Origin of the sequence: Sphingomonas sp. GC_Shp_6 (assembly GCF_026540835.1) — a bacterium.
Taxonomy (GTDB): domain Bacteria; phylum Pseudomonadota; class Alphaproteobacteria; order Sphingomonadales; family Sphingomonadaceae; genus Sphingomonas.
This window is the reverse complement of record NZ_JALNUO010000017.1, coordinates 55,215-68,442: the sequence shown is the minus strand read 5'-3', so window position 1 is coordinate 68,442 and position 13,228 is coordinate 55,215. Positions and strand designations below refer to the sequence as shown.

Sequence of the window (13,228 nt, the reverse complement as noted above, 5' to 3'; positions counted from 1 at the left end):
ACCAGGCCATTGATCTCTCAGCCGCCAATGCGGCGATCACCGCAGGCGCGAGTCCCTTCGTTCCCCTGAGTGCCACGTTGCTCACCGACCGGCTGATCGACCGTACCCGGCAACGCACCCATACCCTCGACGCCAAAACGGTGACGACCAACGACCCGATCGCCCTCCCGGCCGGCCGGGTGACGGTCACGGTCACGCTGGAAGCGGCTCGAATTTTAGCCATATCCTCGTTGCGCGGTGCCGAGCCTTCCGATTACCATTTGGGCAGGACGCAGACGGAGGCCGGCGTCGCGGTGAACCTGCCGCTCACCTCGCGTTCGCAAGGCGTTCTACCGCTGCTTGGCGACGTTTCGGTCAATGCATCCGGGAACATTCGCCATGTCGAGACTTTCGGTACGCTCGCCGATACGACGCTAGGATTAACTTGGACTCCCGTTCCGGGGGTCCAGCTGCTTTATAACATGCGCCGGAGCGAGACTGCGCCCGATCCCATCCAATTGTCGAGCCCGCCGCGAGCGGTGCCGAACGTGCCGGTGTTCGATTACGGCAGCGGCAGCACGCAGATTGTTACGTTGCTGCTGGGCGGCAATCCGGACCTGCAACCTGAACACCGGCTCGTCCGCTCGGTGTCTCTGACCTGGAAGCCGTTCGGCAAGAGCCAGCTCCGCATCAGCCCATCTTACAACTTCACCGAGGTAAGAAACCAGACCGGGGTGCTCGCATACCTGAACGCTCGCGGCGAGGCGGTGGTGCCTGACCTGTACGTGCACGGCACCAACGGAAACCTCCTCTCCCTCTCCTATCGGCCAATCAATTTCGACTTCCAGCGCCAACGCAAACTACAGTTTTCGCTGACCTCAAGCGGCCGGATCGGCAGCCCGCCGACTGCCGCCGCGGCGGGCTCACCCGCACCGACCGACACGCGACCCAGCTACTATGTCGGTGCCACGCCGATCGTAACGCTCGAAAACCGTCTGCGCCTGCGTCCAGGCACGCCGTCGCTCGACCTGATCGCCGGCGATACGATCGGCGGCTATGATCCGCGCTATTCCGGCTATGCCTATGGGGGCGTCAACACCGGCGGGTACGGGGGAACGCTCGGCATTTTCTATGGTGGCGCACGCCGCATCCGTGGCGACACTCCCGCGTCCGACTTGCGCTACAACGCTGAGCTCGTGCTCGCGTGCTCCGCGTACATGCCTCTGGAAGGCCTACTCCCCGGCCGGACTTGGGCAAAAAAACTGCAACTGAAGCTAGAGATCGCGAACTTGTTGGACGCGCGTCAACGCCCGCGCGACGGTAATGGCCTGGTGCCTAATCGCTTGCAGAGTGACATCGTCGATCAGCTGGGACGGACAGCTACGGTTTCCTTGCGAAAGCTTTTCTGATCGATCTACCTACATCGTCCGCAGCTTTCCCGATTGGGAGGGTTTGTTGGGAAAGAGGGCCGAGCTTGCCGGGCAACCGGACAATCGCGGCAAACCATCATTCTTGCTTTTCTCAAAACCCGTTCCCAAAACTGTTTTCTCACTGCTCGCATTTTGGATGGAGTTATGAGAAGGCCTTGTCATGCTTATCGGCTATGCACGGGTATCGACCCCGGATCAGGATTTGGCGTTGCAGATGGACGCCCTCAACGCGGCCGGGTGCGAGCATATCGCGACCGATAAGGCGAGCGGTGCCAGCATCGACCGACCGGGCTTGACGGAAGCTCTTGGCAAAGCCCGCAAAGGCGACACGCTAGTCATATGGAAACTCGATCGCCTCGGCCGAACAATGAAGGGGCTGGTCGATCTGTCTGCTGATCTGACGGCGCGCGGGATCGAACTACGCTCACTCACAGATGGGATCGACACCGGGACGCACACTGGCCGTCTGCTCTTCCATATCCTCGGGTCGATCGCCGAAATGGAGCGCGAGTTGATCCGGGAACGCACGATGGCAGGACTGGCCGCGCGCCGGAAGACAGGTGGCGGTGGTGGTCGCAAATCCGTCCTGACACCCCGCAAGCGCGATATGGCGGTCAAGCTGCTCGCTGCCGGCGATCGGCCGCAGGACGTAGCGGAGGCGATCGGCGTTTCGGTTTCAACCTTCTACCGCCATTTCCCGAAGGGCGGGAAAGGCGCGGCGGGTGACAAATAGCTCTGACAGACCGTGCCAATTAGCGCTGATCTCTACAGGAACACAGGTGCCGGAGCCACTGTCGTGAAACTTAGTATATGTGCGACGAGGCTGATGTTCTAGACGACAACTGCTGCACGCTACCCTTTGCAAGGCAGATGTAACAAGCTAAAGTCGCTACGCTCCGGTTAGGCGAGTAGTTTGTCAATCAGGTCGACCACCCGCTCGGCACGATATGGCTTCGGGATAAATTCCCCACGCTCTGGCAGATCGTCGCGCTGCACGGCCACAGCCCCCGAAGTAACGATGATAACGACATCGGGCCTATGTTCATGAACCATCCGAGCAAGCTCCACCCCATCGAAGCGGCCCGGCATATTGACGTCAGTGAACATGGCGTTGATGTCGGGTCGTTCGGTCAGCCGGATGAGAGCGTGTTCGGCGTCATAGGCGTCAACCACCTCGAAGCCGGCGTCCTCAAACGTCTGCATCGCGTTCATGAGAATCAACGGCTCATCCTCAACGACGAGTACGACGGTGTTGGTGCGATCAGGCATGGACGGTCCAAAGTTTGAGCGCAGCGGGTGTTCCACCAATTCAAAGGATTAGGAGCCGTGCCGGATCTGCCTCGACCAGCCAGCACACGCCCTCTGGCGAATAACGCAACTCGCTGCGACCGCCGAACGATCGCCCCATGCTGTCGATCAGGCGGGTTCCGAAACCTTTCCGGGTAGGAGCCTGCACCGGAGGACCGCCCTGCTCTGACCAAGTAAACACAAGACGCTCGGTACCGCCACAATCCTGCCGATGCCAATCGATCATCACGCGTCCTTCAGGAACTGACAATGCACCGTATTTAACGGCGTTGGTCGCCAGTTCGTGCAGTACCAGCGTCAGCGATAGCGCGGCTCTTGCGCCGACCTTACTCGGCTCGCCGTTGATGGCGATACACTCGCCGTCGTTGACCGATGCCAGAGCGGTCTTCACCACCCCGCCAAGATCGGATGCCTGCCAATTGCTGGCGGTGATCAGGTCCTGTGCGCGGGCCAAGGCTTCGAACCGTTCAGTCACGCTTTCGCGCGCTTCATCAAGTGTGGAAGCTGATCGCAGGGTCTGATGCACGATCGCCTGTACCATAGCCATGGTGTTCTTCATGCGGTGTGCCAGCTCGCCGGTCAGAATTTCCTGCTGCTCGATCGCCTGCTCACGCTCGTGAACATCGACCACGACACTGACTGCACCCGTAATGCTGCCTTGCGCATCAAGCAGCGGCACGGAACTGATCTCGGTCCTAAGTCGGGTACCGTCTGGCCGCTCAATCAGAAATGGTGCCGCATGCGTGTCTATCCCGTGTCGGATTGCCTGCACCTGAGGATAGTCGTCCAGAGCGTACGGAGCGCCGTCCTCATGGATGGCACCCGCGCCAAGATAGCGGTCCATGCCACCAGCCGAGAAGTCACGCTTACTCAGCCGACGCATCTGCTCGTTAATTAGAATGGACTCCCCCGTCGGTGCTGCTGCAAGCGAAAGTCCGACCGGGGCGTTTTCAAATACGGCGCGGAGCGTAGCGCGATCAAACGCCAGCTCCGCCGCCACCCTCTTCAAGTCTTCTTCTGCGCGGTGTTGGATGCTCCGATCACGCAGAATTTTGACAAAGCCGATGTGCTCCCCATCGGCTTCAAGCGGCATCATCAAGCCGTTTGCCCAGAAACGCGAGCCATCCTTATGGAGATGGTAGCGCTCGTCCTCGCCGCGGCCGGTCTCGATTGCCTGGCTCATTTCCAGCTCTGGAATGCGGTCCTCGATCTGCTCAGGCGTAAAGAAAACATGAGCCGGTCTTCCCAGCATCTCATCCTCAGTCCAGCCCATCGTCTGAACGGCGCCCTCGTTCCAGCTCGTCACAATCCCGCTACAATCAAGCGAGATGATCGCGTATTCGGTTGAACTATCAAGGATCGCGCGATGTAGCGCTTCGCGTTGCGCGAGATCAGTGGCGGAAGAATGGGCTTCGCTTACCTCGCGAAAGCGGCTGCTACGCTGCATAGCGGAGCGTGTATCGCTCGCCTCCTTCGTGCTTTGCGCCTCGAAATTTGCTTGGCGCAGATGCTTAGTTGCCTGAGCCAGTCTGGCTTCTAGCTCCTCGTAGGTCGGCTTTGTATGTTGTGACATGCCGCATGGGAATAGCAGAGCGGGATCGGCGCGCTAGAAGGAAAAGCAGGTAGGAGGACGCCGCAGAACTTGGCATGCGGGTGCAAGGCTGCATCTACACGCGGCTATGGGGCTACCTTGGCGAAGGCCGCGATCAGCGCCCGATCATTCACGGGCTTGCCCAGGATCGCGGCGGCATAGTGGCATGGCTCGCACTCGTCGGGGGTACCCGTAACAAATATGACAGGTATGTGGCCGCAATCGGTGTAGATGCGTGCAACCGCATTGGGCCCAGTTCCTTCTATCAAACCAACGTCGGACAGGATCACGTCCGGTCGTTGATCCTGAGCCGCTATTACAGCTTCAGCCTCGGTGTCGGCTGTGCCGATCGACGTAGCGCCCGCATCTTCTGCCAGCATTGACAGATGCATGACTACGAATGGGTCATCTTCGATGATAAGCACGTGACAGATTGGACGAACTCCAGTGTGATCTATGTCAACGTGCTAGGACGCTTTTCGGGGCCGAACGATTTTCGCCGCTAACGCATGAGCGAGATGTAAGTGGGCATCTTTCAGGTCATGGCCGCTTTGCGAAGGAGACGGCGAGAACCTCGGCGACCGCGTCTCCATCCTCTGCGGCATTGCGATTGAGGTGTTTGGCGCGGCGGCGAGGAGCTGAGCTGTAGCTGGCTGCCAACGTCTCCCGAACGAAGCCGAAGTCGAGAAGGCCATCGATACGCTTGAGCAGGTGGTCAGCGGGTAGATGATCATCAAGCCGAAAGGCGTAGAACAGCGCGCCTTGCGCGACTTGGTGACCCATCATGCCCCTTTTGGCTATGCAGCAGTGAGTCACCTCATCACCGCTGCCGTAAGCACGAGTTCTTTAATAGTCTCGAGGGTGGTGACACCGGCACGGTAGAGCTGCGTGACGCGGCGGCGAGCGGGTTCGCCAGCAACGGCTACGGTGCACGTTCGCCCGACGGTTACGGCATGACCTCGGCGTTCCTCATCGAGGTCATGCTCACCGCGCTGCTGGTGCTGACGATCCTCGGCTCGACTGACTTCGCCGCGCCGGTCGGGTTCGCGGGCATCGCGATAGGGCTTTGCCTGACGCTGATCCACCTCGTCTCGATCCCTGTCACTAACACGTCGGTGAACCCGGCGCGCAGCATCGGGCCGGCGCTGTTCGCAGGGCCGGCGGCGATCGGGCAGCTGTGGCTATTCATCGTCGCGCCGCTGATCGGCGGCGCGGTCGCGGCCGGCGTCTATGCCATCATCCGCCCGATTGACCCTTCAGCACAGTTGTCGGTGCGCCGCGCCACCCAGGCGCTGCCGACCGAACAGGAGCAGCGGTTGGCGGCGGTCGAAGCCGTGACTTCGGAACTGGTAGCGGACCGGAAAGACGCGTGAATTCGCCACGATCACTCCACGTCCCGCTTCAGGCCGGCGGGACGTGGGTGGTCACGCTGGCGTCCGTTCGTTCGGAAGGATCCGCGTCGCTTGCCAGCGTCGGTATCCGAGGCTCGCGAGCACCGCGAACGCGGCATAGAGCCCGGCCGTCAACGCCAGGCCCTTGAAGAGGAACATGCCAACATAGATCGTGTCTACCACGACCCACAGAAGCCAGTTGGCGGCGTGTCGCCTCGCGGCCCAGTATTGGGCGACGAGGCTGAAGCTGCTCAACGTGGCATCGATCCAGGGGAGCGCCGCATCGGTGTAGCGGCTGGTGAAAAATCCGATCACGATGCCGCCGATGGCACCGGCCGCGAGACCGAGGCTTAACTGTCGTGTGGGCACCGGCGCGACGACGATCGCTCCGGCATCGGACTTGTTCCGGCTCCAGCTGACCCATCCGTAGAGTATGCTGACGCCGAACGCCGCCTGCAGCGCCATGTCGGCATAGAGGCGGACGTCGCGGAACAGCTTGAAATACAGCGCGCAGGCCAGCAGGTTGAGCGGCCAACATAGCATCGATCGCCTGGCCGTCAGCCAGATCGCCAGGAAGCTGACGGCGACGGCAATTATCTCCAGCCCCGACATCAATCCTCCGCCAGCTGGTCGAGGAACGCGCGTCCGGGCCGCGAACGGAACCACTGTGCGTGGCCAATCAGATAATCGTCCCACGCAGCCGCCGCCTGATCGGGACGGCCGACGATGCCAGCGAAATAGTCGATCTCCGACAGCGCGAACTCGATGTGGACGAGCGGCAGCAGCTGGACGAGCGTCGCGAGGTCGGCGGCGCTGAGCGGCCGTATGATGCGATACCCGTCGAGGGTCGCGCGTGCGGCGCCGGCATTGGCAAGATCGTCCCGTTCCCCGAGGCCCAGCCACTCGATCGCGGTGCGCTCGATCGCGGTCGCGAGGTCGTGGAGCGCGCACGTGCGCGTGGCGAGACCGAAATCGAAGATGGTGCGGACGTCGCCCGCGGGCGTCCACAGGAGATTGGACGGATGCCAGTCGTTGTGGGTCCATAGCGACGGGTGGGCCGCTAGCCGTTCGCCAAGCCCGTCCGCATTCGCCGCGAGCAGCGCGGCCAGCTCGCCCCGCCACGGCCTGTCCGCCAGGAACGCCGCGAGCGCCGGGCGGGCGGCGACATAGTCCTGTGCCGCGGCGAGCGGATCGGGCGCGGTCAGGATCGTGAGGCTGGCGACGAGCGGCTGGGGATCGCGGTCGGGCGCGTCGAACCCCCGGGCCGCGACGTGCAGCCGGGCGAGCGCCGCACCCGCCGCCTGGGCATGACCATGCGCGAGGAACGGCGTCCACGACGGCCGATCGCGATAGAGGTCCAGGCCGGGCGCTTTGCGATGTAGCTCGTAGGTCCAGTCGCCCAGCGCGATCGCGGTGGCGCCGTTGTCCGTGACGATGATCTCCGGCACCGACAGCCCCGCACCGGCGAGGTGGGCGACGAACGCATGTTCCGGCGCGAGCGCGTAGAGCGTGCGCAATCGCCGATGATGCCGCTTGAGGAAGAACGCGCCTCCGCCGGTTTCCACCAGCGTCGCCGCCGAGAACGGGCGCGGCGAGTGCCAGCGCAAGGCGACGAGCCGCCCGGCCACCGGATAACAGGCAAGGATCGCTTCAGCCTCAGCCGCCGTGATCGCGGGCCATGCCGGCGCCACCAGCCCGGTGCCAATGCCGTGCACGCGGTGTGCCCCGTCCGGCGTCGCGACCACCACCGTCAGAACGCGCGCGAGAGCGTCGCCACGACCGCGCGGCCGCTGCCGACGAAATAGGCAGGCGGCGATCCGGGGATAATCGTGCCGCCGCGCGCGACGGTGTCCTGCGCGTTGGTGCCGATCGCCTCGACGCCTGACAGCACGTGCGGGTTGGCCGCGTTGACGACGTTGAGGCGCAGGTCGGTGCGGTGCGCGTCGATCAGCCCGACGAGATGGACGCCGATCGATAGGTCGATTGTCGCATAGCCCGCGATGCTCTCGTCGTTGGTGAACGTCGAATATTGGCGGCCGATGTATTTGCCTGCCAAGCTGCCGAACAGGCGGCCGCCGTCATAGGTGCTGCCCAGCCCGAACTGCACCGCGGGACTCGACACCGCACGCCGCCCGCGCGTCGGCAGCAGGTCGCCGTCGGCCGGCAGGTCGTCGTCCAGCCGCGCGTGCAAATATTCGCCCGAGGCGTAGAGGCTGAGACCCTTCGCCGGTCGATAGTCGATCTCGCCGTCGACCCCCGCGGACGTCTGTCGCCCCGCGTTGATCGTCGAATTGACGAGCGCGCCGCCGACTTCGACCACCGTCGCGAGCTGACGGTTGCGGAAGTGATAGTGGAACGCGGTCAGCGACGCCGACACGACCGGACCGACGTAGCGATAGCCCACCTCCTCGGAGACGGAATATTCGTTCCGGAGCGTGGTGGTCCCCTGCCGGCCCACCACGCCGCCGTCATAGCCGTCGTAGAGCGTGTATTCATCCGGCGCGCGGAAACTGGTCGTCACGTTGGCGAAGAGCTGCTGGCGATCGCCCAGCCGGTAGTGGACGGCGGCGCGGGGCAGCGCGGCGAAGCCGTCGAACCGCACGCGCGCCTGTGGCCCGGGCAGGTAGTTGCGCCCGTCGTGCAGCACGTCGACTCCCTTGAAGCCGACATCAAGCGTGAGGCGCGGCGTCACCGCGATCGCGTCGGCGACGAAGAACCCCTTGGTGACGGTCACCGTCCGCTCGTCCTCGTAAGCGAGCAGCCGGCCGTCGGCGGTGTGGATCGCGTTGGCCGCATAGCCCCATTGGTCGATCGGGTGCCCGTCGGCGGCGATCGAGGTATAGGACTGGACGTCGTGGTCGGTCCCGTAATCGAACCACAGCCCGGCGGTGATCCGGTGCGCGCCTGCGGTGAGCGTGAGCTTGGCGACGTCGCCGGCGCGAAACTGGTCGCCGGTGAAGTTGCCCAGCACCGTCGCCGTCCCGTCCACCGCGCCGGGAAGCGCGATCGGCAGCGCGAGCGGCTCCGCGCCGAGGTAATTGCCCGTCGTCGACAGCTGCGTCCCGTAGGGCGAGTTGCCATAGCCGAACTGGCCGTAGGTCGTGCTGTCAAGCGCCAGCCGGTCGCCCAGCGCCAGATGTACCGGCACCGAGACGTAGACGTTGCGGAACGGGCTACGATACAGCCGCCAGTAGTTGGTGTCCCCGTCGGTGTAGCGCTTGTCGTAGTTGAAGCCGCGGCCCACAGCGTTCCATTGCGCCAGCGTCGGGCTGAGATAGCTCGACGTGTCGGTGTCGTTGAACGACACCGCGATGCTTGCGCGGTTGCCGGCACCCCATTCTTCCAGCAGCTTGGCGTCGACGTGCTGGCGTAGGTCGTAGCCGGCGCCGCGCCAATTGTCCGCGCGGTTGTTCGAATAGGAGAGAAAAGCCCGAAGCCCGGTCGATCCGATCGTGCCGCTGTCGAGCCGCACGAAGGACCGCCGCTCCGCATAGCTGCCCCGCGACAGGTCGACGAGTGCGCCGCGCGTCCCCTTGGGATCGTCGAGGATGAGCGACAGCAGCCCGCCCGCGCTGCTCACCACGGGGGAATCGATGTCGACCGCGCCTTGTGCCAGCGTGATCCGGCGCAGGTTTTCGGCATCAGTGAATTGCGAGGGATAGGCGTAGTAATAGCCGATGTCGTTCTGCGGCGCTCCTTCCAGCAGCACGCCGATTTCGTCCTGGCCGAGCCCGCGTAGCGTGAGGCTGGAACTGGTCGACAGGCCATAGGGATCGCTCGACGCCACGTTCGCCCCCGGCAGCAGCGCGACGAGCTGGAACGCGTTGAGCGTCGGCGCCTGCTTGTCGATGAACTCGAACGAGATCGCGCTGACCGCCTTCGGGGCCGTCTGCTCGGGCAGCAGCGCTTCGGGATCGCGACGGCCGACGACCTCGACCTCCGCCGGGTCGGCGGAAGCGGTGGCGACCTGCTGGCCCGCCGCCATCGCTGGCGATGCGAAGAAGACGGCCGGCAATCCCGCCGCGAGCGCCGGCAGGCCCAGGCGTCGCACCGGCGCGGCGGATCGGTGGTGATGGAAAGCCGGCCTGATCATCGTTTCGTGTCCACTCCATGCGGAGAGACAACGGACCTGCCGTCGACCCTCCCTACGCCGGGTTCAACCGGATCAGGTTCAGCGGGTCGTGGGCTGCCGCCCACCTCTCAGTCGCGCGTCAGCGGCTCCCCGGGGATACCGCCTTTTAGGTCGAGGGAGACGATGCGGGAAGTAGTTAGATTAGGGCGTCTTTCGGATGTTAGTTCGGCGTTACGGCCGGGCGGGATGCCGCCGGCCTCGACGGGATGCGAACGTTGTTGGCTACCGGGGCTTCGACAAGTTGCGCGCGTACGAGTTCGAGCGGACCGCTGCCGACGCTCACCCGGCCCCGGAACGGATTGTCGAGGATGCCGACCATGAAGACCAGCAATCCGAGCAGCGCGCACATCTGAACCGTCATCCACAAGTGCATCCGGTAGCTCGCCGTGTGAAAGAACCATGTCGTTGTGATGCAGAGCAGGCCACCGATCACCACCAGCGCCCAAATCGGCGCCGGAAGGCCGCGGTCGACGGCGTTGAGCCGCGCCCGCCGGGTCTCGATCAGGACGTTCAGCTGCTTGAACACTTCGCCTTGAAGGATCTGCTCGTTCGGAGCCGCGGGAGCGTAGGCCATGAGGTGATCCTGGAACGCGTTGACGTATCTGCCGGACTCGGTTGGCACGATTCCCTGCTGCTGCAGCGGCCAGCTCACGGTGATGACGTTCGCCAGATAGCCCGACAGGTCGTGCCGAAGTTCGCTTCGCACGGGTTCCCGGTACGAGCCGACATCGCGATATAGACTCGCCACGACCGCGGCCTCGCCATCCACCTTGTCGCCGACCGCCGAGAACGTCTCCCATGTGCCTATTGCCACGAGCCCGAGCGTGATGCCGTAGAATACCGTCAGCGCGGCCAGGAAGTAGCCGACGATGTCATTGTGCGAGTGGTCGACCTTGTGGATCTGCCTCACCCAGCCACGCGTGAGATGCAATCCGCCGACCCCGAAGACGACGAAGAACGCAATGACGATGGTGGCGAACAGCCAGCTCGGCAGGTCGTAGAGCCAATAGAGCGTCATGGTAATCCTTTCCGCCACCGTAGCCGGACCGGTGCGTGCGCCGGTCGCGATAACGTGCCGCGACTGCGTGTATCAACCAAGCAAGATTATTCGCGAGCCGCGTAAGCGGTCGCCGCTACCGCGAGCCCTCGCATGCGGGATGGCATTTGTCTGTGAAGACGGAACCCGCGCTTCATCCGGGCGCTCCGCCAACAAGCCAGGCAACCAGCTATGGCGGATAAGGAGCCTGCCGATGTCGACCCCCGAGGATCTGAAGGACGTGTACGTTGACGAGATGAAGGACCTGTGGTCCGCCAATGACCAGATGACGAAGGTGCTCAAGAAGATCACGAGCAAGGCGAGTGACGCCAAGCTCAAGGAGATGCTGACCTCCTCGCAGGAGGGGATCGCGAAGCACACCGCCGTTCTGAAGGAGTTGATCGCCGCGCAGGACGAAAAGGTCTCGAAGGAGCATTGCAAGGGCATGGAAGGCCTCGTTGCCGAAGCGACGAAGCACGTGCTGGAGGAAGGGCCGAAGAAGGGGCCGGTGCTCGATGTCCTGATTATCGCCCAGTATCAGCGCATGACCCACTACGGTATCGCCGGGTTCGGCACGGCGGCCGCCTATGCCAAGGCGCTCGGCCTCAAGGACGACGCGAAGAAGCTCGCCGAGGCGACCAAGGAGATCTACGGCGGCGACGAGTATATGACCAAGCTCGCCGAGACGTCGGTCAACCTGCAAGCCGAAAACGCCTGATTCACACGGGTGCCCGCCGCGCGGCGGGCACCCGTCCTTTTCGAGATCGCAAAGCCAGTATGAGCATCATGTTGAGCGCTACCTTCGACACACGCCGCGAAGCGGAGATGACCGTCGAACGGCTGGTGCAGGAGTTCGGCCTGGATCGGGCAGCGATCTTCATTGCCGCCGCCGGCATCGAGAACAGCGTTGGCCAGGAACAGGCGGGTTCGGACGGTAAGGCCGGTGGTCCCAGCCCGGAGGCTCGCACCGATACTCCGCTGCATGATACGATCGTCGTAATGGTCGACACGCCGGACGAGGCGACCGCGAGCAAAGTGCGTTCCGCCTTCGCCGAGTTCGAGGCGACGGACGTGTCCGAGGTAGCCTGACGTGGCCACATCCTTGCCTTGGAACGGCAACGATGCAACTATCCGCCTTTATTTGAACACAAGCGGAACCAAAGTTTACTAACTCCGTTAGCGCAACAACCTGCCCGATCGGCCGGTGTCGCACGGGCGGCGTGAGGTTTTGAGCCAGATCGCGAGTAAGCCACGCCCGGTGGTCTCGCAGCCACGATCGGCTCAGACGTGCCAGAACCCGACGATCTCACGCAGATCATCCCTACCGTCGAAGAGTCTGTCACCGTCGACAAGGTCGTGGTGCAGACTGACGCTGTTCGCGTTCGGACGTTGGTCGAAGAGACCGATGTCTTGGTCGAGGACGTCGTTGATCGCGAGGCCCTGAAGATCAAGCGCGTACGGCTAGACCAGCCGGTCACCGTTGCGCCGCCACCGCGCGAGGAGGGCGACACCACGATCATCTCGCTAATCGAGGAGCGGCTGGTGGTCGAGAAGCGGCTGTTCGTCGTCGAGGAAATCCATGTCACGCGGGAGAAGACGCAGGAGCGCGTCACAATTCCCGTCACGTTACGCGCTGTGCGCGCGACGGTCGAGCGGCCCTCGGAACCATCAACAACAGGGAACACGACCAATGGCTGATCCAAATGACACGCGCGGCGCTCCGCCTCGCGAGATCCACATCGAGAAGAAAAAGACCAACTGGCTGGCCTGGATCGCGTTGATCCTGGGTATCCTGGCGGCGCTGCTGGCGCTCAGCCGGTGCAACCGTAATGACGACGCGGTAGTGACCCCCGCGCCTGCACCCACCAGCACGGCGACGACAACGCCTCCGGTCGGTATCAAGCATATGGCGCTGCCAGGCGGCAAGACGGTCGATCTTCAGCCGCAGACGCTGAACTACGACCTGCAACGCTTCCTCGCGAGTAATGCACCTGCGCCGCGGACCTTCACGTTCGACAAGCTGAACTTTGACACTGCCTCTACGCAGATCAGGGCCGACGACCAGCCGACATTGGCTGCTCTGACCCAGATCCTCGCTGCCTATCCGAAGTCGACTGTTCGCCTGGTCGGATACGCTGATGCCCGCGGCACTGATGCTGCGAACATTAAGCTCGGCGCCGACCGCGCAGCATTGGTTGGTAAGGCGCTGACCGATGGCGGCATCGCCGCCAGCCGGATCACCACTGCCAGCGGCGGCAACAGCAACCCGGTCGCGAGCAACCAGACCGCGAACGGGCAGGCTCAGAACCGCCGCACCGAGCTGGTGGTCACCGCCAAGTAGTTTCCCCCTTCTACCCCCAG

General features: G+C 63.5%; 13 protein-coding genes, 2 pseudogenes and 1 riboswitch. Of the genes and pseudogenes, 7 read left to right on the top strand and 8 right to left on the bottom strand.

The genetic code is table 11. The features are described from left to right. Positions 1 to 1,388: pseudogene (locus OXQ95_RS15895) on the top strand (hypothetical protein); the annotation flags it as partial. Positions 1,389 to 1,569: 181 nt separating this feature from the next. Further along, positions 1,570 to 2,142, top strand: a complete 573-nt coding sequence (locus OXQ95_RS15890; protein ID WP_267382458.1) for a recombinase family protein — start codon at positions 1,570 to 1,572, stop codon at positions 2,140 to 2,142. A 167-nt stretch (positions 2,143 to 2,309) separates the two neighbouring features. Here OXQ95_RS15890 and OXQ95_RS15885 read toward each other — a convergent pair whose 3' ends face one another. The 4 genes from OXQ95_RS15885 to OXQ95_RS15870 all read right to left on the bottom strand — a co-directional run bounded on the left by OXQ95_RS15885 (position 2,310) and on the right by OXQ95_RS15870 (position 5,091). After that, positions 2,310 to 2,678 carry a response regulator gene (locus tag OXQ95_RS15885; protein WP_267382457.1) on the bottom strand — a complete coding sequence of 123 codons (369 nt, stop codon included), beginning with the start codon at positions 2,676 to 2,678 and terminating at the stop codon, positions 2,310 to 2,312. A gap of 40 nt (positions 2,679 to 2,718) precedes the next feature. After that, on the bottom strand, positions 2,719 to 4,290 hold the full coding sequence (locus OXQ95_RS15880) for a PAS domain S-box protein (RefSeq protein WP_267382456.1): 1,572 nt from the start codon (positions 4,288 to 4,290) through the stop codon (positions 2,719 to 2,721). A gap of 104 nt (positions 4,291 to 4,394) precedes the next feature. After that, entirely contained in the window at positions 4,395 to 4,688 is a 294-nt protein-coding gene (locus OXQ95_RS15875; RefSeq protein ID WP_267382465.1) for a response regulator, read from the bottom strand. Positions 4,689 to 4,848: 160 nt separating this feature from the next. Continuing rightward, the gene (locus OXQ95_RS15870; RefSeq protein ID WP_267382466.1) at positions 4,849 to 5,091 is read right to left on the bottom strand and encodes a hypothetical protein; all 243 of its coding nucleotides are present in this window, start codon (positions 5,089 to 5,091) and stop codon (positions 4,849 to 4,851) included. Between the two features lie 116 nt (positions 5,092 to 5,207). On the opposite strand from OXQ95_RS15870, the pseudogene OXQ95_RS15865 reads away from it, so the two are divergent. Further along, a pseudogene (locus OXQ95_RS15865) lies at positions 5,208 to 5,681 on the top strand (aquaporin); the annotation flags it as partial. Between the two features lie 51 nt (positions 5,682 to 5,732). On the opposite strand, the gene pnuC reads toward OXQ95_RS15865, so the two are convergent. The 4 genes from pnuC to OXQ95_RS15845 form a co-directional block, all read right to left on the bottom strand. Then, positions 5,733 to 6,311 carry a nicotinamide riboside transporter PnuC gene (gene pnuC, locus OXQ95_RS15860; RefSeq protein ID WP_267382455.1) on the bottom strand — a complete coding sequence of 193 codons (579 nt, stop codon included), beginning with the start codon at positions 6,309 to 6,311 and terminating at the stop codon, positions 5,733 to 5,735. After that, complete coding sequence (locus OXQ95_RS15855) at positions 6,311 to 7,405, bottom strand: phosphotransferase (protein ID WP_267382464.1); 1,095 nt, start codon at positions 7,403 to 7,405, stop codon at positions 6,311 to 6,313. The genes pnuC and OXQ95_RS15855 overlap by 1 nt, the downstream gene beginning before the upstream one ends. A 44-nt stretch (positions 7,406 to 7,449) precedes the next feature. Then, positions 7,450 to 9,684, bottom strand: coding sequence for a TonB-dependent receptor (locus tag OXQ95_RS15850; RefSeq protein ID WP_267382463.1), 2,235 nt, complete (start codon positions 9,682 to 9,684; stop codon positions 7,450 to 7,452). A 140-nt stretch (positions 9,685 to 9,824) separates the two neighbouring features. Further along, positions 9,825 to 9,934: riboswitch (TPP riboswitch) on the bottom strand. Positions 9,935 to 9,991: 57 nt separating this feature from the next. Beyond that, positions 9,992 to 10,849 (bottom strand): DUF4239 domain-containing protein, encoded by an 858-nt coding sequence (locus tag OXQ95_RS15845; RefSeq protein WP_267382454.1) that lies wholly within the window; start codon positions 10,847 to 10,849, stop codon positions 9,992 to 9,994. Between OXQ95_RS15845 and OXQ95_RS15840 the strand changes: the two genes are divergently transcribed. From OXQ95_RS15840 to OXQ95_RS15825, 4 genes are all read left to right on the top strand, one after another. Beyond that, positions 10,848 to 11,585, top strand: coding sequence for a DUF892 family protein (locus tag OXQ95_RS15840; RefSeq protein ID WP_267382453.1), 738 nt, complete (start codon positions 10,848 to 10,850; stop codon positions 11,583 to 11,585). The two genes, OXQ95_RS15845 and OXQ95_RS15840, sit on opposite strands and share 2 nt — an antisense overlap. A gap of 59 nt (positions 11,586 to 11,644) precedes the next feature. Continuing rightward, the gene (locus OXQ95_RS15835) at positions 11,645 to 11,956 is read left to right on the top strand and encodes a hypothetical protein (protein ID WP_267382452.1); all 312 of its coding nucleotides are present in this window, start codon (positions 11,645 to 11,647) and stop codon (positions 11,954 to 11,956) included. Positions 11,957 to 12,154: 198 nt separating this feature from the next. Then, positions 12,155 to 12,565, top strand: coding sequence for a YsnF/AvaK domain-containing protein (locus OXQ95_RS15830; protein WP_267382451.1), 411 nt, complete (start codon positions 12,155 to 12,157; stop codon positions 12,563 to 12,565). Continuing rightward, entirely contained in the window at positions 12,558 to 13,208 is a 651-nt protein-coding gene (locus OXQ95_RS15825; RefSeq protein WP_267382449.1) for an OmpA family protein, read from the top strand. The genes OXQ95_RS15830 and OXQ95_RS15825 overlap by 8 nt, the downstream gene beginning before the upstream one ends. The last annotated feature ends 20 nt before the right edge of the window (positions 13,209 to 13,228 follow it).

Bases quoted from the DNA above. Each gene is read 5' to 3' on its own strand.
- OXQ95_RS15890 (WP_267382458.1), top strand. From the start codon at position 1,570: ATGCTTATCGGCTATGCACGGGTATCGACCCCGGATCAGGATTTGGCG.
- OXQ95_RS15885 (WP_267382457.1), bottom strand. From the start codon at position 2,678: ATGCCTGATCGCACCAACACCGTCGTACTCGTCGTTGAGGATGAGCCG.
- OXQ95_RS15875 (WP_267382465.1), bottom strand. From the start codon at position 4,688: ATGCTGGCAGAAGATGCGGGCGCTACGTCGATCGGCACAGCCGACACC.
- pnuC (WP_267382455.1), bottom strand. From the start codon at position 6,311: ATGTCGGGGCTGGAGATAATTGCCGTCGCCGTCAGCTTCCTGGCGATC.
- OXQ95_RS15845 (WP_267382454.1), bottom strand. From the start codon at position 10,849: ATGACGCTCTATTGGCTCTACGACCTGCCGAGCTGGCTGTTCGCCACC.
- OXQ95_RS15870 (WP_267382466.1), bottom strand. From the start codon at position 5,091: ATGGGTCACCAAGTCGCGCAAGGCGCGCTGTTCTACGCCTTTCGGCTT.
- OXQ95_RS15850 (WP_267382463.1), bottom strand. From the start codon at position 9,684: ATGGCGGCGGGCCAGCAGGTCGCCACCGCTTCCGCCGACCCGGCGGAG.
- OXQ95_RS15880 (WP_267382456.1), bottom strand. From the start codon at position 4,290: ATGTCACAACATACAAAGCCGACCTACGAGGAGCTAGAAGCCAGACTG.
- OXQ95_RS15835 (WP_267382452.1), top strand. From the start codon at position 11,645: ATGAGCATCATGTTGAGCGCTACCTTCGACACACGCCGCGAAGCGGAG.
- OXQ95_RS15825 (WP_267382449.1), top strand. From the start codon at position 12,558: ATGGCTGATCCAAATGACACGCGCGGCGCTCCGCCTCGCGAGATCCAC.
- OXQ95_RS15840 (WP_267382453.1), top strand. From the start codon at position 10,848: ATGGTAATCCTTTCCGCCACCGTAGCCGGACCGGTGCGTGCGCCGGTC.